Origin of the sequence: Neisseria uirgultaei (assembly GCF_962719845.1) — a bacterium.
Taxonomy (GTDB): domain Bacteria; phylum Pseudomonadota; class Gammaproteobacteria; order Burkholderiales; family Neisseriaceae; genus Neisseria; species Neisseria bergeri.
Map to the genome: position 1 here is coordinate 15,727 of NZ_CAUIYF010000016.1, position 21,383 is coordinate 37,109.

Annotated in this window: 23 protein-coding genes; 7 read left to right on the forward strand and 16 right to left on the reverse strand. The window is 54.6% G+C overall.

The window, feature by feature from the left end; translation table 11 throughout:
• The 3 genes from ltgA (at window position 1) to Q9J32_RS08765 (ending at window position 2,927) form a co-directional block, all read left to right on the forward strand.
• Window positions 1–1,848, forward strand: a complete 1,848-nt coding sequence (gene ltgA / locus Q9J32_RS08755) for a lytic transglycosylase LtgA (protein WP_301883685.1) — start codon at window positions 1–3, stop codon at window positions 1,846–1,848.
• A 288-nt stretch (window positions 1,849–2,136) separates the two neighbouring features.
• Window positions 2,137–2,349: a 30S ribosomal protein S21 gene (rpsU, locus tag Q9J32_RS08760; protein ID WP_002214819.1), complete on the forward strand. Its 213-nt coding sequence runs from the start codon at window positions 2,137–2,139 to the stop codon at window positions 2,347–2,349.
• Window positions 2,350–2,480: 131 nt separating this feature from the next.
• Window positions 2,481–2,927 carry a GatB/YqeY domain-containing protein gene (locus Q9J32_RS08765; protein ID WP_002239344.1) on the forward strand — a complete coding sequence of 149 codons (447 nt, stop codon included), beginning with the start codon at window positions 2,481–2,483 and terminating at the stop codon, window positions 2,925–2,927.
• Window positions 2,928–3,313: 386 nt separating this feature from the next.
• Here Q9J32_RS08765 and Q9J32_RS08770 read toward each other — a convergent pair whose 3' ends face one another.
• The 5 genes from Q9J32_RS08770 to rpmE form a co-directional block, all read right to left on the reverse strand.
• Window positions 3,314–3,562 carry a hypothetical protein gene (locus Q9J32_RS08770; protein WP_301883687.1) on the reverse strand — a complete coding sequence of 83 codons (249 nt, stop codon included), beginning with the start codon at window positions 3,560–3,562 and terminating at the stop codon, window positions 3,314–3,316.
• A gap of 4 nt (window positions 3,563–3,566) precedes the next feature.
• Window positions 3,567–3,959 (reverse strand): ClpXP protease specificity-enhancing factor, encoded by a 393-nt coding sequence (locus tag Q9J32_RS08775; protein ID WP_107819211.1) that lies wholly within the window; start codon window positions 3,957–3,959, stop codon window positions 3,567–3,569.
• Between the two features lie 68 nt (window positions 3,960–4,027).
• The gene (locus Q9J32_RS08780) at window positions 4,028–4,633 is read right to left on the reverse strand and encodes a glutathione S-transferase N-terminal domain-containing protein (RefSeq protein ID WP_003711050.1); all 606 of its coding nucleotides are present in this window, start codon (window positions 4,631–4,633) and stop codon (window positions 4,028–4,030) included.
• Window positions 4,634–4,734: 101 nt separating this feature from the next.
• Window positions 4,735–6,411, reverse strand: a complete 1,677-nt coding sequence (locus tag Q9J32_RS08785) for an ArnT family glycosyltransferase (protein ID WP_301883815.1) — start codon at window positions 6,409–6,411, stop codon at window positions 4,735–4,737.
• Window positions 6,412–6,554: 143 nt separating this feature from the next.
• Window positions 6,555–6,770 (reverse strand): 50S ribosomal protein L31, encoded by a 216-nt coding sequence (gene rpmE / locus Q9J32_RS08790; protein WP_003713538.1) that lies wholly within the window; start codon window positions 6,768–6,770, stop codon window positions 6,555–6,557.
• 135 nt (window positions 6,771–6,905) lie between these two features.
• Between rpmE and Q9J32_RS08795 the strand changes: the two genes are divergently transcribed.
• Window positions 6,906–7,421, forward strand: coding sequence for an acyltransferase (locus tag Q9J32_RS08795; protein WP_301883691.1), 516 nt, complete (start codon window positions 6,906–6,908; stop codon window positions 7,419–7,421).
• An 83-nt stretch (window positions 7,422–7,504) separates the two neighbouring features.
• Here the strand turns inward: Q9J32_RS08795 and Q9J32_RS08800 are convergent, their stop codons facing one another.
• The 9 genes from Q9J32_RS08800 to Q9J32_RS08840 form a co-directional block, all read right to left on the reverse strand.
• Entirely contained in the window at window positions 7,505–7,993 is a 489-nt protein-coding gene (locus Q9J32_RS08800) for a peroxiredoxin family protein (protein ID WP_118792405.1), read from the reverse strand.
• The gene (locus Q9J32_RS08805; protein ID WP_003713540.1) at window positions 7,990–8,373 is read right to left on the reverse strand and encodes an acyl-CoA thioesterase; all 384 of its coding nucleotides are present in this window, start codon (window positions 8,371–8,373) and stop codon (window positions 7,990–7,992) included. Before Q9J32_RS08805 ends, Q9J32_RS08800 begins: the two co-directional genes overlap by 4 nt.
• On the reverse strand, window positions 8,373–8,735 hold the full coding sequence (locus tag Q9J32_RS08810; protein WP_002229974.1) for a hypothetical protein: 363 nt from the start codon (window positions 8,733–8,735) through the stop codon (window positions 8,373–8,375). Before Q9J32_RS08810 ends, Q9J32_RS08805 begins: the two co-directional genes overlap by 1 nt.
• 124 nt (window positions 8,736–8,859) lie before the next feature.
• Window positions 8,860–9,687, reverse strand: coding sequence for an MlaA family lipoprotein (locus tag Q9J32_RS08815; RefSeq protein ID WP_301883697.1), 828 nt, complete (start codon window positions 9,685–9,687; stop codon window positions 8,860–8,862).
• Window positions 9,684–9,962, reverse strand: a complete 279-nt coding sequence (locus tag Q9J32_RS08820; protein ID WP_301883700.1) for an STAS domain-containing protein — start codon at window positions 9,960–9,962, stop codon at window positions 9,684–9,686. Before Q9J32_RS08820 ends, Q9J32_RS08815 begins: the two co-directional genes overlap by 4 nt.
• A 50-nt stretch (window positions 9,963–10,012) precedes the next feature.
• On the reverse strand, window positions 10,013–10,603 hold the full coding sequence (locus Q9J32_RS08825; protein WP_301883702.1) for an MlaC/ttg2D family ABC transporter substrate-binding protein: 591 nt from the start codon (window positions 10,601–10,603) through the stop codon (window positions 10,013–10,015).
• Between the two features lie 36 nt (window positions 10,604–10,639).
• Window positions 10,640–11,137, reverse strand: coding sequence for an outer membrane lipid asymmetry maintenance protein MlaD (mlaD, locus tag Q9J32_RS08830; protein ID WP_012779600.1), 498 nt, complete (start codon window positions 11,135–11,137; stop codon window positions 10,640–10,642).
• Between the two features lie 50 nt (window positions 11,138–11,187).
• Window positions 11,188–11,964, reverse strand: coding sequence for a lipid asymmetry maintenance ABC transporter permease subunit MlaE (gene mlaE / locus Q9J32_RS08835; RefSeq protein WP_002259766.1), 777 nt, complete (start codon window positions 11,962–11,964; stop codon window positions 11,188–11,190).
• Window positions 11,965–12,011: 47 nt separating this feature from the next.
• Complete coding sequence (locus Q9J32_RS08840; protein WP_118820158.1) at window positions 12,012–12,812, reverse strand: ABC transporter ATP-binding protein; 801 nt, start codon at window positions 12,810–12,812, stop codon at window positions 12,012–12,014.
• A gap of 172 nt (window positions 12,813–12,984) precedes the next feature.
• Here Q9J32_RS08840 and Q9J32_RS08845 point away from each other — a divergent pair, with 172 nt between their 5' ends.
• A complete protein-coding gene (locus Q9J32_RS08845) occupies window positions 12,985–13,902 on the forward strand; it encodes a helix-turn-helix transcriptional regulator (RefSeq protein WP_301883714.1) in 918 nt (305 codons plus the stop codon).
• A 107-nt stretch (window positions 13,903–14,009) separates the two neighbouring features.
• Complete coding sequence (aldA, locus tag Q9J32_RS08850) at window positions 14,010–15,452, forward strand: aldehyde dehydrogenase (protein WP_301883716.1); 1,443 nt, start codon at window positions 14,010–14,012, stop codon at window positions 15,450–15,452.
• Between the two features lie 81 nt (window positions 15,453–15,533).
• On the opposite strand, the gene ppk2 is transcribed toward aldA, so the two are convergent.
• Entirely contained in the window at window positions 15,534–16,463 is a 930-nt protein-coding gene (gene ppk2, locus Q9J32_RS08855) for a polyphosphate kinase 2 (protein ID WP_003711028.1), read from the reverse strand.
• Between the two features lie 168 nt (window positions 16,464–16,631).
• Here ppk2 and Q9J32_RS08860 point away from each other — a divergent pair, with 168 nt between their 5' ends.
• Window positions 16,632–18,518, forward strand: coding sequence for a bifunctional chorismate-binding protein/class IV aminotransferase (locus Q9J32_RS08860; protein ID WP_301883718.1), 1,887 nt, complete (start codon window positions 16,632–16,634; stop codon window positions 18,516–18,518).
• Window positions 18,519–18,578: 60 nt separating this feature from the next.
• Here Q9J32_RS08860 and Q9J32_RS08865 read toward each other — a convergent pair whose 3' ends face one another.
• Window positions 18,579–20,096 (reverse strand): surface lipoprotein assembly modifier, encoded by a 1,518-nt coding sequence (locus Q9J32_RS08865; protein WP_301883723.1) that lies wholly within the window; start codon window positions 20,094–20,096, stop codon window positions 18,579–18,581.
• Between the last annotated feature and the right edge of the window lie 1,287 nt (window positions 20,097–21,383).

The window sequence follows — 21,383 nt, forward strand, 5'->3', positions numbered from 1 at the left end:
ATGTACCTACCCTCTCTGAAGCATTCCCTGCCGCTGCTGGCGGCCCTGGTGCTTGCCGCCTGTTCTTCGACACACGCGCCCGGCAGCAAGACCCCAGCAGGCAATATAGAAACTGCCGACCTTTCGGCAAGCGTTCCCACCCGCCCTGCCGAACCCGAAGGAAAAACGCTGGCAGATTACGGCGGCTACCCGTCCGCACTGGATGCAGTGAAACAGAAAAACGATGCGGCCGTCGCCGCCTATTTGGAAAACGCCGGCGACAGCGCGATGGCAGAAAATGTCCGCAACGAGTGGCTGAAGTCTTTGGGCGCGCGCAGACAGTGGACGCTGTTTGCACAGGAATATGCAAAACTCAAACCTGAAGGGCGCGCCCAAGAAGTCGAATGCTACGCCGATTCGAGCCGCAACGACTATACGCGTGCCGCCGAACTGGTTAAAAATACGGGCAAACTGCCTTCGGGCTGCACCAAACTGTTGGAACAGGCAGCCGCATCCGGCTTGTTGGACGGCAACGATGCCTGGAGGCGCGTTCGTGGACTGTTGGCCAACAGCCAAACCACAGACGCACGCAACCTTGCCGCCGCATTGGGCAGCCCGTTTGACGGCGGCACACAAGGTTCGCGCGAATATGCCCTGTTGAACGTCATCAGCAAAGAAGCACGCAAATCGCCGGATGCCGCCGCCCTGCTGTCCGAAATGGAAAGCGGTTTAAGCCCCGAACAGAGCAGTTTCGCGTGGGGCGTATTGGGGCATTATCAGTCGCAAAACCTCAATGTACCCGCCGCCTTGGACTATTACGGCAAAGTTTCCGACCGCCGCCAACTGACCGACGACCAAATCGAGTGGTACGCCCGCGCCGCCTTGCGCGCCCGACGTTGGGACGAGCTGGCTTCCGTGATCTCGCATATGCCCGAAAAACTGCAAAAAAGCCCGACCTGGCTCTACTGGTTGGCACGCAGCCGCGCCGCAACGGGCAACACGCAAGAGGCGGAAAAACTTTACAAACAGGCAGCAGCAACGGGCAGGAATTTTTATGCCGTACTGGCAGAGGAAGAGTTGGGGCGCAAAATCGATACGCGCAACAATGTGCCTGATGCCGGCAAAAACAGCGTCCTCCGTATGGCGGAAGACGGCGCGATTAAGCGCGCGCTGGTGCTGTTCCAAAACAGCCGAACCGCCGGCGATGCGAAAATGCGCCGTCAGGCTCAGGCGGAATGGCGTTTCGCCACACGCGGCTTTGACGAAGACAAGCTGCTGACCGCCGCACAAACCGCGTTCGACCACGGTTTTTACGATATGGCGGTCAACAGCGCGGAACGCACCGACCGCAAACTCAACTACACATTGCGCTATATTTCGCCGTTTAAAGACACCGTAATCCGCCACGCGCAAAATGTTAATGTCGATCCGGCATGGGTTTACGGCCTGATTCGTCAGGAAAGCCGCTTCGTTATGGGCGCGCAATCCGGCGTGGGTGCGCAGGGGCTGATGCAGGTTATGCCCGCCACCGCGCGCGAAATTGCCGGCAAAATCGGTATGGATGCCGCACAACTCTACACCGCCGACGGCAATATCCGTATGGGGACGTGGTATATGGCGGATACCAAACGCCGCCTGCAAAACAACGAAGTCCTCGCCACCGCAGGCTATAACGCTGGTCCCGGCAGGGCGCGCCGATGGCAGGCGGACACGCCCCTCGAAGGCGCGGTATATGCCGAAACCATCCCGTTTTCCGAAACGCGCGACTATGTCAAAAAAGTGATGACCAATGCCGCCTACTACGCCTCCATCTTCGGCGCGCCGCACATCCCGCTCAAACAGCGTATGGGCATTGTCCCCGCCCGCTGACGTACCGATGCCGTCTGAAACCCGCCCGGTCTTTCAGACGGCATTTTTATCCCGAACGGCATTGACGGCGAACCATAAATATAAGACAATCCGAAAATTGTTTTTCCTGCTTTTTCAAGCAGCTTGACACGGCACAAGCCGACCCGTTAGGAGGTGATGTTTCCGTCACGGCGCGTATCCCGCCGCCGCAAGGCACAGCGATACGGTAAACCTTCAACACCGTCTGCCCTACCCTTTCCACCGATATGATGGGCAGATGAAACAACCGAATTTATTAAAGGAAATAAAATGCCTGCAATCCGCGTAAAAGAGAATGAACCCTTTGAAGTCGCTATGCGCCGTTTCAAACGCGCCGTAGAAAAAACCGGCCTGCTGACCGAGCTGCGCGCCCGCGAAGCCTACGAAAAACCGACTACCGAACGCAAACGCAAAAAAGCGGCAGCCGTAAAACGCCTGCAAAAACGCCTGCGCAGCCAACAACTGCCGCCCAAAATGTACTAAACGTTCAAGTACAGATTACAGGTCAGCCCTGTGATATGAGGACACACCGCAAGACCTGCTCTGCGGTGTGTTTTGCTTTTCAGACGGCATCGAAACCCGCCGTTTCCATCCGACATCCCAGCGAGGACATCATGAGCCTGAAAATCCGCCTTACCGAAGACATGAAAACCGCGATGCGCGCCAAAGACCAAGTTTCCCTCGGCACCATCCGCCTTATCAACGCCGCCGTCAAACAATTTGAAGTGGACGAACGCACTGAAGCCGACGATGCCAAAATCACCGCCATCCTGACCAAAATGGTCAAACAGCGCAAAGACAGCGCGAAAATCTACACTGAAGCCGGCCGCCGTGATTTGGCAGACAAAGAAAACGCCGAAATCGAGGTACTGCACCGCTACCTTCCCCAAATGCTCTCCGCCGGAGAAATCCGTACCGAGGTCGAAGCCGCCGTTGCCGAAACCGGAGCGGCAGGTATGGCGGATATGGGCAAAGTGATGGGCGTATTGAAAACCCGTCTCGCCGGCAAAGCCGATATGGGCGAAGTCAACAAAATCCTGAAAGCCGTGCTGACCGCCTGATTGCCCGAATATCGGACAAAATGCCGTCTGAAGCCCGTATCGCAGGTTCAGACGGCATTTTCATGGTTTGATGATATTTATAAAAATTTTGCAACACGCTCATGCACAGCAACTGCCGCTGCTCGTTAGCGTTCTCCTGTTACAATGGCCTTCATGGGTCTGTAACAATCTGACACCCTGTTGCTACTAGAAACAGGGTTTTCCACAGGAGTATTTGATGAATTTTTTTTCCAGCACTTTTTGACTCAATTGTTGATTTCATTGTTGATTTAACAGAGTTCAAACCTTGGAAAGAAAATGGTATAAAGAGAAAACTAAAAAACTTTTTAACCGTTTTAGTAATTACAGTACTGGGATTTATTTTTTATCTTATTATGTAATTCTCGCTATCCAATACCCAAACCTATACTCTGCTTCTGCCGCTGTATCTGCCGCTCTGCTTGGCGTTGCTGCTCTATCGCTTGGTTAGCTGCACCATAATTGCGCTCTGATGCTGATGCAATAATGTCCCAATATCGAATCGGCAGGGGCAACACTGTTCCGATACGCCGAAACGGGTTTTGCCGATAAACGGATTCCGTTTGCGCCCCATCGGACAAAATGCCGTCTGAAACACGATTCCGTTCAGACGGCATAGATTTATTTGACCAATTTCAAGCCTTTTTTGGCGGGTCGGGGCGCGGTTTCGGCAGAGGTGTTTTCAGACGGCGCGTCGGGGCGGTACTCCTCCAATTCAAACCCCATACCTTCGCCGGTCTCCCGTGCGAAAAGGCTGAGGACGTGTCCGACAGGTATCCATATGTCGTGCGCCTGTCCGCCGAAACGGGCGGAAAAACTGATCCAATCGTTGTCGATTTGAAGGTTTTGCGTGGCGGTCGCGCCGATGTTGAGCATAATTTCATTGTCGCGGACATACTGCATAGGAACGCGCGTGTGTTCGTTGACCCGGACAAGGATGTGCGGTGTGAGGCTGTTGTCGCTGCACCATTCGCAAAGTGCGCGGAGGATATAGGGTTTGGTGGAAGTAGTCATAATGCTCCCCATAATGTGCCTGAATATAGAAATGCCTGAAACCGTCAGGTTTTACAGGCATTTCAAACTTATTTGCGCATCGCCTTTTCCGCAGGTGTCAGCGCGTCGATAAAGGCTTCGCGTTGGAAGATGCGCTCGGCGTATTTGAGCAGCGGCGCGGCACTTTTGCCCAGTTTGACATCGTAGTGGTCGAGCCGCCACAGCAGCGGAGCCAGGGCGACATCAATCATAGAAAAATCTTCGCCGAGAATGTATTTGCTTTTGCTGAACGAAGGGGCGAGCATCGTCAGACCGTTGCCGATGGCTTCGCGCGCTTTTGCCTGCTCCTTATTGGTAGCGGCGGGGTTTTCCAACACTTGGACATGGTTGAACAATTCTTTTTCCATACGGTACAGCACCAGCCGGCCCCTGCCGCGCATAACGGGATCGCCGGGCATAAGCTGCGGATGGGGGAAGCGTTCGTCAATGTATTCGTTGATGATGTTGGACTCGTGCAGCACCAAATCGCGCTCGACCAGCACGGGGACTTGGTTATACGGATTCATGACGGCGAGGTCTTCGGGTTTGTTGTAAATATCGACGTCTTTGATTTCAAAATCCATACCTTTTTCGTACAAAACGAAGCGGCAGCGGTGGCTGAAGGGGCAGGTAATGCCGGAATAGAGGGTCATCATAATAATTATCGCTCCTGTGTGATGCCTGCAAAACGGCTGATTTATAAAGGTTTAATCGCGCAATTATACGTGATTTCCGGCACTTAATCCAGAAATTCGGCTCAATCTGTTGTTTTTAATATATTTTCCCCGGTTTTCCGTATCAGTGCGAACTTACTGTCTTTGTTGCGCGGGCGCGCACCCTGCCAAACCGTCTGCCAGCCTTGCGGCGCATCCGCGTTTTGGGGTAGGCGGACGATACGGTAGCGACAATGGGTATCGCCGACGCGGTGCGGCAATGTGCCATACTGCGTCCAAACAATCCGCGTGTGCAGGTCGCCGCCGCCTATGTCGATACACTCGATGCCGTCTGAAAGCTCCCGTTTCAATTCCGGGGAAAGCGATGCCTCCATACTCCGGACGACGGGCGCGTGGCTTTTCGCCGCGTCCAGCCACGGCAGGAACAGCGTCATCAGCAAAGCCCAGGTCAGGGTAACGCCTGCCGCCCAGTTGGTAACCGCCTGCCTGCCGCGTATGTTTTTCCGGGTAATCGCCCACAGCCACAAGGGTGTGAACAGTACGGCAACCGCCATCGGAATAGGATCGATATCAGGAACATAATACGGGCTGAAATAGGCGGCACGTTCGGCAAGCTTGGCGGGCCAGCCGTAATTCATCGCAAAAAAGCCCGTCCACAGGAACACGGCAAACAGTCCGAACGCCATAATGCCGAACCAGTTGACAAACGCCGCCGCGCCGCGCCTCAGGCTGTCCAGTTGCGCCGCGCCGAACAGGGCGAGCGGCGGCAGCAGCCAAACGAGGTTGTCCTGAAAACGCTGCGGATTGGCGGCGAGCAGCACCAAAACGGCAAGCATCCACACAACGCCCAAAATCCCCCAGTCGGTCGAAAACAGGCGCGTGCGGCAAACCGTCCAAACCGCCAGCGGCAGCGCAGGCAATGCAAACCAAAGCAGGTTTTTCAGATAGTAAAACAAACTGAATGCCGTCTGAACATGCCGCACGCCGCCGAACGTACCGAAAACGTGATAGTCGAGCCATTGCGCGAACAGCGCGGGCTGCGTTTTTGCCAAGAGCAGCGGGTAAACGGTCATCAGCGGCAGGGCAAAGGCAAGCGAGGCGACTGCCGTCAACATCAAACGCCTGCTTTGCCACGGACGGAAAAACATCAGTACGGGCAAGGGCAGCATCAGGGCAAATGCTGCCGGATAAGTTGCTGCCAACGACATCAGCGTCCAGCCCGTACCGAGCAGGAAAGAGGCGGCAATCACGCGCCGGCGAGCCAAAGAATAACCGTGCAGCACCAGTCCGGCGGCGGCGAAGGCGGCGGCAGTGGGGTTGAGGAAATGGGCAACCGGAATCAGTCCGATACAGCCGATGAGAATCAGGACGACGCTGCGCCCGTGGTGTCTGCCCAAAAAGTTGAAACCGGCAAAGCCGCAGGAAGTCAGTCCGACAACGGCAAAAAACACGCCTGCAAAGCGTGCGGCATCGTATGGGTCGGCAGCCCACGGCGACAGCAAATGTTTGAACGCGGCAGCAACCCAAAGATACACAGGCGGTATGCCGAAGTCGGCATGCCCGAACAGATGGGCAACCAAGGGGGTGGGGCTGCCTGCCAGTGCTTCGACGGCGGTATAAACGGCAGGTTCGGCAGGATTCCATAAATCATGTGAAAATACACCTGGCCACAACCAGGCAAACGCCATCAGCATCAGCAGCCACGGTTTTTCGTGGGTTTTGGCGGGCGGGCGGGTATCGGGCGGGGTATAGGTCAACATAAGCGTAAGAAGAAATGGATGGATTGCCAAGTGTAGCAAATATTCGCACAAAGGTCGTGCAGAGACTGCTTCAGACGGCATCAGACACAAAAAGACCGGCAGCAAAAAAGACTGCGCGGGGCAGTCTTTTTGCAAAGCGGCAATCAGCGTTTGAACAGGTTGCCGAATTTGTTGTTGAATTTGTCCACGCGACCGGTGGTATCGACGATTTTTTGAGTGCCGGTATAGAATGGGTGGCACAGGGAGCAAACCTCGATATTGAAGTTTTCTTTTTCCATCGCGGATTTGGTTACGAATTTGTTGCCGCAGGAACAGGTAACGTTAACTTCGTGGTAGTTCGGGTGAATACCTTGTTTCATTTGATTTCCTTTCAAAAAAGCGGGCATAGGGGATGTACCTATGCTACAGACAAGTTCGACATTCTCTCTATTTTCTGTTGTTACGTCAAGAGTATATTCGATAAAATGCAAAAAGGTTACTCTAAAGGAGGTTTTATGAGGGTGAAGTTTTTTTCCCTGCTGCTGCGCTTCGCCGGTTCCCTATTGCCGCCGTCGCATATGCGCGGCATCGGCATCGTCGGCAGACGGGTGCGCGGTTTTCTGGCACGACGGATTTCTCCGCATATCGGACGCGGGGTCAATATCGAACGCGGGGCGTATGTGTTTCCGGATACGGTTTTGGGCGATGGTTCCGGTATCGGGGTAAACTGTGAAATCTGCCGCGGGCTGGTAGTCGGCAAAAATGTGATGATGGGGCCGGAATGCCTGTTCTATTCGACCAACCACAAGTTTGACCGTGAAAACAAACGCTTTGAGGGCTACACGGAAATCCGTCCGATTACGTTGGAGGACGATGTCTGGCTGGGGCGCAGGGTGATTGTGATGGCGGGCGTAACCGTCGGACGCGGTTCGGTCGTGGGCGCGGGCGCGGTGGTTACAAAAGACATTCCGCCCTACTCTTTGGCGGTAGGCAATCCGGCAGTGGTGAAAAAGAATCTGCTGGAAGGTTGAATGCCGTCTGAACGTGTCGGGGTGGATAATCTGAAAAAACAGGAACATCGTTCCTGCTTTTTTTTGCGCTTCAGACGGCATCGCTATTGTGCCAGCGCGGTATCGATTTCTTGGTAGAGTTTGCCGAAATCGGGTTCGCCGACATAAGTTTTGAGAATTTCGCCTTTTTTGCCGATAAGGACGGAAGTCGGGTAAACCTGCGTGCCGAACGCCTGTCCGACGGCTTTATCCGCATCATACATGACGGCAAACGGCAAACCGTAGTCTTTGACATATTGGCGGACGCTTTCTATCGGATCGATGGGCTGGGCAACGGCGAGGACTTGGAAATCTTTATTTTTGTAGTCGTTTGCCGTTTTGATGACTTTGGGCATTTCGCTCACACAACCCGGACAGGAGGGAAACCAAAAATTAATCAGGGTTACTTTGCCTTGCAGGTCGGCGTTGGAAACGGTTTTTCCGTGCAGGTCGGGCAGGGAGAAGGCGGGCGCGGTTTTGCTGTCGGGGATGAGGACGATGGCAAGGAGGATGCCGATCAGTGCGACAGCGGCGGCGGTGAGTATTTTTTTCATTCGGACAAGGCTTCCAGTGCGCGGGCAAGGGTGGCGGGCAGGCTGACGGTGCGTTGTGTGGCGGCGTGGACGGGCATCAGGGTGATGTCGGCTTCTGCGGCGGTTTTGCCGTTTGGCAGTGTAATCGTCTGGGTCAGCACAATGCGCCGCGTGCCGGGGGTTTTCAGACGGCATGAAAACTGCAATACGTCGCCTTCGACGGCGGGGCGGCTGTATCGGATGTCGATGCGGGCGACAATCAGTATGAGGTCTGCCAACTCGTGCAGCAGTCCGCGTTCTTCAAAAAACGCCCAGCGCGCTTCTTCGAGAAATTCGAGGTAGCGCGCATTGTTGACATGGCCGTAGCCGTCGAGATGGTAGTTGCGGACGGTCAGCTTCATCAGTTCAGGTTGATGGGTTGGAAGGCTTCGCGGGCAAGCGGTTCGTGTTCGAGGTCGGTAATGACGGTAGAAAGCTGGATGTCGAACCATTCGTTGAAAATGTCGGCATCGAGTGCGGGCCACTCGCGTTCGTCTTCGCACCAGTCGGCAAGTTCGGCAGCGAAAATGTCTTCAAAACGGGCTTCGATTTCGTCCCATACTTCGTCGGCGGTTTCGCACGGGCGGACAAGGTAGGAATTGGCATCGGCCTGTATGTCTTCGAGGGTCAGTCCGTCAAGGTGGTTGCCTGGCAGGGTTTGCAGCCAGTTCCAAAAAGGTTCTAAGGGGATGAGGACGAATACGCTGCGGTTGACTTCGTACATGGTTTTTCCTTTGTTGTCGCGCGGTATGCGCAAAAAAGGGATTATAGCCCAATCTGTAGTGTCGGACTGTCCGTTCCGACAGAAAGGAATGCCGTCTGAACACGGATTTTCAGACGGCATGGCTTTAGGGTTGTGTTCCGGGTTGCGTTTCGGCTTCCCCTGCTGCTTCTGCCTGTGTTTCGGATACGGAATCTTCTTGAACGGCAGTTTCCGCCGCACCGGTTTCGGAACTTTCTACCAATTCATCGATGTCGATATTCTCTTCAAGATTTTCAACAGGTGCCGCACCGGTCTGCCGCGCACGGACTTTCATATAGAGGTCGCGTGTGTAGCTGTATTTGTCGATGGCGGCATCGTCCAGACTGTCGGTCAAATCGAGCAGGCCTTCGCGCGTACTGACGGCGGCAGCGGCAGAGCTTCCCCAACGCCCTGCGGAAGTGCGGAAGACGATATTCTTGGGCGGATAAACAGAGGTAATGCCCGTGCCGAGCGCGTCGCGGACGGTGGACGGTCCTAAGACGGGCAACACGAAATAATTGCTGTTTTTCCATCCCCACGAGGCAAACGTGTCGCCCAAAGTGTTTTTATTGTCGGGAACGCCGCCCGCGCCGGCGATGTCGATGAGTCCGCCCAAACCGAAGGTGGTATTGATGCCGACTCGGACGAGGTCTTCGCTTGCGCGCTTGATGTCCAAGCGCAAGATATTGCTGCCGAAGCTGACCACGTCGCGCAGGTTGTTAAAAAAATTGGACACGCCGGCACGGACGGGTTTCGGCGCAACTTTGCGGTAACCGCGCGCGGCAGGGGCAAAAATGTAGCGGTCGGCTTGATCGTTAAACCTGCTGACGGCGCGGTTATACCCTTCATAAGGATCGGCAGGACGGGTTTCTGCAAATGAAGGGGCAGAGGCGAATCCAATCAGCAGGAGGATGGCGTAGGCGGTTTTTTTCATGATTTCAGCCAGTCTTTGATTTCGTACAGTTCGGACAGCGCGCGCACGGATTCCGGAATACCGGTCAGCCTGACGCTGCCTTTGCCGCCGCGCAGCACTTCGAGCAGCAGCGACACGCAGGCGGAATCGGCACGTTTGACACCGCCGAAATCGACGGCAATGGTTTCTTTCAGACGGCATTGCTGCCGGAAACGCTCAAATGCGTCCCCGGTCAGGGTTTTGACGGTGATGTCGCCGCCGATGTGCAGTGTTCCGTTGTTGAGTTCTGTATGCATAGTGTTTGTTCGGAAAACCCATACCGCCCTCGGACGGTATGGTTTGTCGGTTATTTGCCGCCGTTTTTGGCTTTCAACTCGGCAATCAGTCCGTCCACGCCTTTCGCTTTAATAATTTCGCCGAATTGGTTGCGGTACACGGTTACCAAGCTCGCGCCTTCGATGGCGACGTTGTAGGCACGGTATTTGCCGCCGCTTTGGTAGGTAGTGAAGTCCATGTTGACGGATTTTTGCCCGGGTACGCTGACTTCGGCTCGGACGATGATTTCTTTGCCGCCTTTATTGACAATAGGATTGTCTTTAACGTTAACGTTGGCATTTTTGAATTTCAACATGGTACCGGAGTAAGTGCGGATCAGCAGGGTTTGAAATTCTTTGGTCAACTCTTGTTTTTGCGTGTCAGACGCAGTACGCCAAGGGTTGCCGACCGCCAGTGCGGTCATGCGTTGGAAATCGAAATAAGGGGTTGCGTATGCTTCGGCTTTTTGGCGGGCAGTGTTGGCATCGCCGTTTTTTAAGATGCTCAATACTTGAGTGGCATTTTGACGGATTTGGTTTACTGCGTCGGCAGGGGCGGCAACCGCCATGCTGATGCTCAAGATGCCGATGCTCAGTGCGCTGATGAAAGAGGTTTTTTTCATGATTAAGTGTCCTAGTTTGAATATGATGGTGTACGTTTATTCGGTGGCTTTTGCCGCATCGTCGCCGCCCGCCGCGTTTTTCTCGGCGAAGCTGGTCATGAATTTACCGATTAGGTTTTCCAGAACCATGGCGGAGCTGGTAACGGAAATGGTATCGCCTGCGGCGAGATTCTCGGTGTCGCCGCCTTGTTGCAGGCCGATATATTGTTCGCCCAAAAGTCCCGAAGTCAGGATTTGCGCGGAAACGTCGCTGCTGAACTGATATTTGCCGTCCAAATCGAGGCGCACCCTCGCCTGATAGGATTTCGGGTCAAGCCCTATAGCGCCGACGCGCCCGACCAATACGCCTGCGGATTTGACGGGGGCATTGACCTTCAAACCGCCGATGTCGCCGAAATCGGCATAAACGGCGTAGGTTTTGTCCGAACCGCCGAACGCCGCGCCGCCCGCCACGCGGAAAGCGAGAAAGCCGACCGCCGCCGCGCCGATCAGGACGAACAGTCCGACCCAAAATTCCAATATGTTCTTTTTCATTAAAGTTCCTTGAATATCCGATGTTCCGCGTTTCGTCTTCAGACGGCCTGTCAATCTGTAAACATCCACGCGGTCAATATAAAATCGACCGCCAAAATCGTCAGGGCGGACGAAACCACCGTGCGCGTGCTGGCGCGCAAAATGCCTTCCGAGGTCGGGACGCAGTGGAAGCCCTGATGCACGGCAATCAGCGTTACCGCCACGCCGAACGCGGCGGATTTGATCAGACCGTTGATTACATCGTAATGTATCGTGATGTTGTTCTGCATTTGCGACCAGAAAATGCCGCTGTCCAAACCCAGCCAGGTTACACCGACCAAATACGCGCCGAAAATGCCCGCCACGTTGAAAATCGAAGCCAAAAGCGGCATGGAAAACACGCCCGCCCAAAAGCGCGGCGCAACCACGCGGGCGACAGGGTTTACTGCCATCACGTTCATCGCCTCAAGCTGTTCGGTCGTTTTCATCAAACCGATTTCGCTGGTCATCGCACCGCCCGCACTGCTGGCAAACAAAATCGCTGCCAATACCGGACCCAGCTCGCGCAACAGCGAAGCCGCGACCATATAGCCCAAAATATCGGCGGATTTGAATTTTGCCAGCTGCGTATAGCCCTGCAAACCCAAGACCATGCCGACAAACAGCCCTGAAACAGCAACAATCAACACCGACAGCACGCCGGCAAAATACACTTGGCGCACGCTCAGGCGCGGACGGACGAAAGCCGTACCGGATTTCGCCAGAATGTTCAGCAGAAACAGCGTAATACTGCCGAGGGATTGAATAAGGCCGAGGGTTTTCGCCCCGACGGAACGGATAAAATTCATAAATTTCTATGTGTAAGGTTCAACGGTTTCAGACGGCACCGGCTCGTTTACCCGAGCAAATCCTGCTGCAACGACGTTTGCGCCGGGTAGCGGTATGCCACGGGGCCGTCTGCCAGCCCGCCGACAAACTGGCGCACCCAAGGCGAATCCAGTTCGCGCATTTCCTGCGGCGAGCCGGAGAACATAATTTCGCCGTGCGCCAAAAAAATCACCTGATCGACGATTTCCAAAGATTTTTCAATGTCGTGCGTTACCATAATACTGGTCGAACGCAAAGCCTTGTTGACGCGGCTGATCAAGTGGGCAATCACGCCCAAGGAAATCGGGTCGAGGCCGGTAAACGGTTCGTCGTACAACATGATTTCGGGGTCGAGCGCAATCGTGCGTGCCAGCGCGACGCGGCGCGACATCCCGCCGGACAACTCGGACGGCATCAGGTTTTCCACGCCGCGCAGACCGACCGCGTTCAGTTTCAACAAAACCAAATCGCGGATAACCGCTTCCGGCAGTTGCGTCAGTTCGCGCATCGGAAAAGCGATATTGTCGAATACCGACAAATCGGTAAACAGCGCGCCGTGTTGGAACAACACGCCCATACGGCGGCGGTGTTCATACAACTCGTCAGCCGAAAAGCCCGCCAAATCGCGCCCTTCTATCAGAACTTTGCCCGACTGCGGACGAATCTGTCCTGTAATCAGCCTCATCAGCGTGGTTTTGCCGCTGCCCGAACCGCCCATTACGGCGGCAAAATTGCCTTGCGGAATGCTGAAATTGATGTCGTTCAGAATCGGGCGGTCGCCATACGCGAAGGCGACATCTTTCATTTCGATAAAGGGGGATGGACTCATGTACGGGCGGACGGTAGGTTTGACGGCGTGCATTTTAAGGCTTATCGGGAAGATGGGCAATTTTCAGACGGCATACGGGCGGCAGGTGTTGTGAAAATGCCGTTGTCGGCGGCGGATTGTTTGCTGTGGCGAAAAATGTTATCTTTCAAATGATAACCTTTATCAGAAAACTATGGAAAAAGCAGAACATTTGAACAGCAGCCGGTTCGTCAATCTGGTCAAAAGAGGCGGCGGCAGCTATGTGGAGGGCGGCTACCGTTTCGATACTTTGTCCAACGGCATTTCCATCCACGGCGGCACGGTAACGGCACGGTGTGATTTTTGCAGCAGCCGCCTCGCCGAACCTTATGTGTCGTTCGTGCTGTTGCTGGAAGGCTCTTTGGACTTCGGCATCAACCGCCGCCGTTTTCAAATCGATGCGGACGGCGGCAAGATCGTTCTGATTGCTGTCGGGGAAGAAGTCCTGTTCAGCCGCTATCTTTATCGCGGCGGCAAAACGGTCAAAATGACCATTAAAGGTATGGAACAATGGCTGTTGTGCCCGGAATACGCGCGTTTCACCCCCATGCTTTACCGCGAGCCGGTCAGGATATGGGATTTGCCCCCAAACCTGCGCGGCTTGGCGGCATCCTGCCTGCAAGCCGTCCCAAGGGGGCATTTGGGCGAAACATTGCGCCGCGAGGCAGACGTTTTGCGGCTGCTGTCGGATTTGTGGGACACGGTTTCAGACAGCATTGGGACGGCGGCGGGAGAAACGGCGGAAGCAGACGCTATGCCGTCTGAAGACTTCAGCCGCACCCTGAATGCCGCGTTCGACGGCGGCGCACACCAAGTCAACCGGCTGACAGACGCGCTGAACATCAGCGAAAGGACGCTGCAACGCCGCATGCGCGACCATTTCGGCATTACCGCAAGCGAGTGGCTGCACCACAAACAAATGCAGCACGCGCTCTACCTGTTGCAAAACGGGGGTAAAAGCGTGGGCGAAACCGCGTATTTGTGCGGCTACCGCCACGTTTCCAGCTTTACTCAGGCATTCAGGCAATATTTCGGCAGCACGCCGGCGGAAACCAAAAAAGAAAACCGGTAAGCCGCATTTGATTTGAAACCCGAAATCCGCGTGTAAAGAAACTTGTACGGCAATTTATTTGGGAATAAACTAAAACTACATCCGACTACAAAACTGGAGAACCCGAAATGAAACAATTGGCCATGTACATCAACGGTCGCTTTGAAAACAACTTCAACGGCGAATGGCGCGACGTATTGAACCCATCCACCGAAGAGGCCATCGCCCGCGAACCCAAAGGCGGCAGGGCTGACGTTGACCGCGCCGTAGCGGCAGCGCGTGCGGCGCAACCGGCATGGGAGCGGCTGCCTGCGGTCGAACGCGGCGCGTATTTGCGCAAAATCGCCCAAGGCATACGCGGACGCGCCGACGAGCTGACCGACACCATCGTTGCCGAAGGCGGCAAAACCAAAGACTTGGCGCGCGTGGAAGTCATGTTCACCGCCGACTATCTCGATTACCAAGCCGAATGGGCGCGCCGTTATGAAGGCGAAATCATCCAAAGCGACCGCCCGCGCGAAAATATTTTATTGTTCAAACGTCCGCTGGGCGTAATCGCCGGCATTTTGCCGTGGAACTTCCCCTTCTTCCTGATCGCCCGCAAAATGGGCCCGGCTCTGGTTACGGGCAACACCATCGTCGTCAAACCCAGCAGCGTCACCCCGATCAACTGCCACATCTTCGCCGAAATCGTCGATGCGGTCGGACTGCCCGCAGGCGTGTTCAACGTTGTGAACGGTCCGGGTGCGGAAATCGGCAATGCCTTGTCTGCCCATCCGCAAGTTGATATGGTCAGCCTGACTGGCTCCGTCGAAGCAGGCCGCCAAGTGATGGAAGCCGCTTCTACCAACATCACCAAAGTTTCGCTGGAACTCGGTGGTAAAGCTCCCGCCATCGTTTTGAAAGACGCGGATTTGGACTTGGCAGTGAAATCCATCTTGGCTTCGCGCGTCGGCAACACCGGTCAAATCTGCAACTGCGCCGAGCGCGTCTATGTCCACAGCAGCCTGAAAGACGCGTTCATTGAAAAAATGACCGCCGCCATGAAAGGCGTACGCTACGGCAACCCTGCCGAAGCCGAAGCAGGCGCGCTGGAAATGGGCCCGCTGATTGAAGAGCGCGCCGTCAAAGCCGTTGCCGAAAAAGTGGAACGGGCAGTCAAACAAGGTGCGAAATTGGTTTGCGGCGGCAAACGCGCCGAAGGACGCGGTTATTTCTTCGAGCCGACCCTGCTGACCGACACCGACAACAGTATGGACATTATGAAAGAAGAAACCTTCGGCCCCGTGCTGCCCGTTTCCGCTTTCGACACGCTCGACCAAGTCATCGCACTGGCTAACGATTGCGAGTTTGGTCTGACCAGTTCTGTTTATACGACTAATTTAAACGAAGCCTTCTACGTTACCCGCCGCCTGCAATTCGGCGAAACCTACATCAACCGCGAAAACTTTGAAGCGATGCAGGGCTTCCACGCCGGTTGGAAAAAATCCGGTATCGGCGGCGCGGACGGCAAACACGGTTTGGAAGAATATCTGCAAACCCAAGTCGTTTATCTGGAAACCGACATTTAATGCCGCTTTGAAACCCCGATAGAAAATGCCGTCTGAACCCGTTTTCAGGTTCAGACGGCATTTTTATTGCTTCACCGGCAATCAGTCATGACCGAGGTCGATGTTTTTGTCTTTGTAGCGCGTATCGGGAACAAGAACGATTTTTTCGTCCACTTTGCCGATGGCTTTCACGTCCTTGCCCGGGTAATCCAACTGGTGCAGGAAGTAGCGGATACAGTTCAAACGGGCGCGTTTTTTGTCGTCGGAACGGATGATGACCCAAGGCGCGTCGCCGGTATGGGTGTGGAAGAACATGGCGTTTTTGGCTTCGGTGTAGTCGTCCCAGCGGTCGAGCGACTGGATGTCCACGGGGGACAGTTTCCAGTGTTTCAGGGGGTCGTCGCGGCGGGAGATGAAGCGGCGCAGTTGTTCTTCGCGGGATACGGAGAACCAGAATTTGAACAGGTGGATGCCGCTGGCAACGAGCATACGCTCTAATTCTGGGGTTTGGCGCATAAAGAGCATATATTCGTTGGGTTCGCAGAAGCCCATCACGCGTTCCACGCCGGCGCGGTTGTACCACGAGCGGTCGAAGAACACCATTTCGCCCGCAGTCGGCAGGTTTTGGATGTAGCGTTGGAAATACCATTGTCCGCGTTCGGTGGTAGTCGGTTTTTCCAATGCGACCACGCGCGCGCCGCGCGGGTTTAAATGTTCCATAAAGCGTTTGATGGTACCTCCCTTGCCTGCCGCGTCGCGGCCTTCAAACAGGCTGACGATGCGCTGGCCGGAATCTTTGACCCAGCTTTGCACTTTCAGCAATTCGATTTGCAGTTTGGCTTTTTCGGCTTCGTAGGCGGCGCGGCGCATACGTTTGCGGTAGGGGTAGTTTTCGGGCAGCGGAGCTGTGCCGGAATCTTCGGCAGAACCTTTGCCTTCATGTTCCAAAACAGCTTTTTCAAATACTTGGAGCTGGTCTTGCTTTTCGCCCAATTCTACGTTTTCAAACGGTTGCAACTGGTGGTCTGCCATAAAGGTCTCCTTGGTTGTGTTCAGGTTGGAAATGAAAATCCGTTTTCACAATTTTACACCTTCGCCACCGCTTTCTCTACATAAAATTACATTTTGCCGATATTTGCCGAATTGTCTGAAAATATGTGTAAAAAGAGCGTATAATCAAAACATTTACCCCAAATTGCCATGCCCTATTTCGCCCTGTTTGACGATGCCGTAAGCGGCCGCGCAAAACGCTATCAAAATCATGTGGAAAGCCGTTTTTTCCGTCCCGAAGAACTCGATGCTTTGGACGGCGCGCTGCAAAAGGGTTGGCAAAAAGGGCTGCATGCCGTGTTGTTTGCAGACTACGAATTCGGTTTGCCGCTGATGGGGATGGAGTCCGAACGCGGCGGCAATCTTGCCCTGCACTGGTTTACCGACTGCGCCGACACCGATGCCGCAAGCTGGCTTGCCCGACATTCAGACGGCATCCCCGCCGGCATTTCCACGCCGCAATCCTCCGTATCCGAAGCCGATTACCTCAACCACATCCGCCAAATCCACGAAGCCATCCGGCGCGGCGACACCTATCAAATCAACTACACCACCCGCCTGCACCTGCAAGCCTACGGTAATCCCGTCAGCCTCTACCGCCGCCTGCGCCAGCCCGTCCCCTATGCCGTCTTGTCCCACCTGCCCGATGCGGAGGGGCAATCCGCGTGGACGCTGTGTTTCTCGCCCGAACTCTTCCTCAACCTCGCTTCAGACGGCATCATCAGCACCGAACCGATGAAAGGCACCGCGCCGATTTTGGGCGACGGACAAGACGAACGCCGCGCCGCCGAGTTACAAACCGACCCGAAAAACCGCGCCGAAAACGTGATGATTGTCGATTTACTGCGCAACGACCTCGGCAAAATCGCCCAAACCGGCAAAGTATGCGTGCCCGAGCCGTTTAAAGTATCGCGTTTCGGCAGCGTCTGGCAGATGACCAGCACCATCCGGGCGCAAGCCCTGCCGGACACCTCGTTCGCCGACATCCTCCGCGCCGCCTTCCCCTGCGGCAGCATCACCGGCGCGCCCAAAAAAATGAGTATGCAGATTATCGAATCGCTCGAAACCGAAGCGCGCGGACTTTATACGGGCAGCATCGGCTATTTGAACCCGTGTTCCGGCGGCTTGGGGTTTGAAGGCATATTCAACGTCGTTATCCGCACCCTGTCGCTCAAACCCGCAGCAAACCCGGTTTCAGACGGCATTGTTTCAGGCATCGGCGGTCCGGATTCAAACGCGCAAGCCCGAACGGCAGGGCAAGGCGGGGCAACGCCGTACCGGTTTCAAGTTCATCCACTCTATCAAGGGGTGTACGGCGTCGGTTCCGGCATCGTCATCGACAGCGACCCCGCCGCCGAATATCGCGAATGCGGCTGGAAAGCCCGTTTCCTCAACGAATTGCGCCCCGACTTCGGCATTTTTGAAACCCTGCGCGCGGAAAACGGACGCTGCACCCTGCTCGACCGCCACCTATGCCGTCTGAAAACCTCCGCCCAAGCCCTCAACCTGCCCCTGCCCGACGGTTGCGAAAATCAAATCAAACAATACATCGCCCATTTGCCCGACGGCGTGTTCCGCGTCAAAGCCCTGCTCGCTTCAGACGGCATCAGCCTGTCCCGCGCCGTTTTAAACCGTCTGACCGACAAACAACGCGTCATCATTTCGCCCGCCGTCCTGCCCGCACAAAACTACCTGCGCCGCTTCAAAACCACACACCGCGCCCTCTTCGACCAAGCGTGGCAAACCGCCGAAACACAAGGCGCGTTCGACAGCCTGTTTTTCAACTCGGACGGCATCCTGCTCGAAGGCGGCAGAAGCAACGTGTTCGTCAAACATCGCGGACAATGGCTTACGCCCTCTTTAGATTTGGACATTTTAAACGGCGTGATGCGCCAAGCCGTATTGGACGAACCGCAAAAATATTTGCAAACAAATCAAGTAATCGAAACACACATCACACAAAAAACACTGCAAGAAGCCGAAGAAATCCGCCTCTCCAACGCCTTGCGCGGCGTATTTGCCGCCGCCCTTGCCTGAATATGCAAAAATGCCGTCCGAACCTGTTTCCACAAGGTTCAGACGGCATTATCCCACCATTCAAAACCGCCAATCCGCCGACACAAACACCTCGCTGTTGCGGCGTTTCGCATACGGCACATTACTTTCCGTCCTGCCGAAACGATAATTCAACGCCGGCACGATACCTTTGTACGACAACTTGTCGTGGCTCAAAGCCAGCGAGACATTCCATTCGCGGTTGCGTTGCGCCTCTGTCGAGAAAGCCGCAACGCCCTTATAGTTGCGGCGGGCATAAGACGCGGAAACCCGACTGTTCAAACCGCCCAACTGCCGCCACTCCTGCGCCCAACCGGCATAAACACCGTTGCGCCGGTAGGCGGCATTATTGACCGCGCCGCCCACCGTTTCGCGTTTCGGCACAAACCGCACAAACTGCCAGCCGCCGAACACAGTTGCCGATTCGCCCAAACGTTTTGCCGACGAAACATAAAACCCGTCCTGCCTGCCGTTATTGTATTCCGCCCTATCCTGTTCGCGGTAGCGTTGGCGGTAATGTTCCAGCGCGACCGAAAATTGCCATCCCGGGTTTGGGCGGTAAGTATGGGACAGCTGCACGCCGACTCCGTGCGCCAGCATATACGGCGGCAGGCGGCGGTTGTTTACCCGTTTTGTTTTCGCATCAAAGCCGTCGCTGCCCGACAACTGCACCTGATAAAACGGCAAAATCCCCACCGTCTGCCGCGCATTTTTATACTGCCAACCCAAATACGCCCTGCCGAACCCGTCGTCATAAGCTGATTTTTTACTGAAATAATAGCTCGTGCCGCCGATATTGGAACGGAACAACAAATAATGATTATCTGCCAACGCCGTCAGTTTTTCCGCCTCGATTTCATAATTCAACCCTGCCGCCCGCTCCGCCCGGCTGACACTGCATATCTGCCGGCCTCCGTTTTGCTGGCAATACTGCGGCGCGGCATTATTGGCATTTCTATTGACCGCCGGGCTGATGCCGCCCGAAAAACGCCAGCCCGTCAGCCCCTCCGTTTTTTTCCGAAAACGCCCCACATTTTCCAAAACCGGTGCCGGCAAATCCAATTTTGCCGCCTCCGCAAAATGCCTTTCTGCCGACTTCAGCCGGAAATCGTCAAACTCCGCCGCCGCCAAATCCAGCAAAATCCGCTCGTCTGCCGCATTTTCCCCGTGCAGTTCCCGATACCGCGCCACCGCCTCCGCCGGCCTTCCCGCCAATTTCGCCAGCAAAGCCCGCGCCCTGCCGTACAAAACCGCGTCATAATCCGGCAGCTTGGCATACAAATCCGCCAACGAAGCGATTAAATCCGCCTGATTGCCGTTGAGCGCGTCGCGCAAACTATGTTCCAACATTTTCGGATGCGCCAACAAAAAATCCCCGTCAACCACGCGCGGGGCATCATTTTCAACTTTCCAATCCGATTCCGCCCACTTATCCGACACCGACCGTTGCACCTGCAACAATGCCTTGTCATCCAAAATCGCGGGCGCATCCGCCCCATAGGCGGCAGAAACACCTGCCGCACACCAAACAACCAAAAAGCCGTATCTGAAATACAACATACCCTGTCATTTACCTTTCCGGCAAACACGCCGCCGAAGCACGTCAAACTATCCGAAAAACAGGCAGAAACCCATGAAAACCGGCTTTGCCGTCTGAAGGCGGGCAGGCAAAAAACCGCCGCCCGATTTTCAAAGGGCGGATTTCACATTTATAGCGGATTAACAAAAATCAGGACAAGGCGACGAAGCCGCAGACAGTACAAATAGTACGGAACCGATTCACTTGGTGCTTGAGCACCTTAGAGAATCGTTCTCTTTGAGCTGAGGCGAGGCAACGCCGTACCGATTTTTGTTCATCCGCCATATTCCGCCATCTCTAAGATTTACAGCGATACACGGGTGATTTAAGGAATGCCCGAACCGTCATTCCTGCAACTTTTCGTCATTCCTGCAACTTTTCGTCATTCCTGCAACTTTTCGTCATTCCCGCGAAAGCGGGAATCTAGAAACGCAAAGCTGCAAGAATTTATCGGAAATGACTGAAACTCAACGAACCTGGATTCCCGCCTGCGCGGGAATGACGAAGCCATCCGCACGGAAACCTGCACCACGTCATTCCCACGAACCTACATCCCGTCATTCCCACGAAAGTGGGAATCCAGAACGTAAAATCTAAAGAAACCGTTTTACCTGATAAGTTTCCGCACCGACAGACCTAGATTCCCGCCTGCGCGGGAATGACGGCGGAGCGGTTTCTGTTTTTTCCGATAAATTCCTAAAACTCAAAATTTCATCGTTCCCACAAGAACAGAAAACCAAAAACAGAAGCCTAAAATTCGTCATTCCCACAAGGACAGAAAACCAAAAACAGAAACCTAAAATCCGTCATTCCCACGAAAGTGGGAATCTAGTTCTTTGAGTTTCAGTTATTTAGAATAAATTTTGAAACTTTAATCCCGTCATTCCCGCGAAAGTGGGAATCCAGAACGTAAAATCTAAAGAAACCGTTTTTCTCGATAAGTTTCCGTGCCGACAGACCTGGATTCCCGCCTGCGCGGGAATGACGGTATTTCAGTTTTCTGTTTTTGATTTTTTGTTTTTGGGGAATGACGGGATTTGAGATTGCGGGCATTTATCGGGTAAAACGGAAATTATGCGTTACGAAAATTTATCCGAAATCACGGCAACTTTTCCACCGTCATTCCCACGAAAGTGGGAATCCAGGTCTGTCGGCACGGAAACTTATCGAGAAAAACGGTTTCTTTAGATTTTACGTTCCGGATTCCCGCCTGCGCGGAATGAAGATTCAAGCGTTGCCCGAAATTCAAAAAAAAACCAAAACCGAAC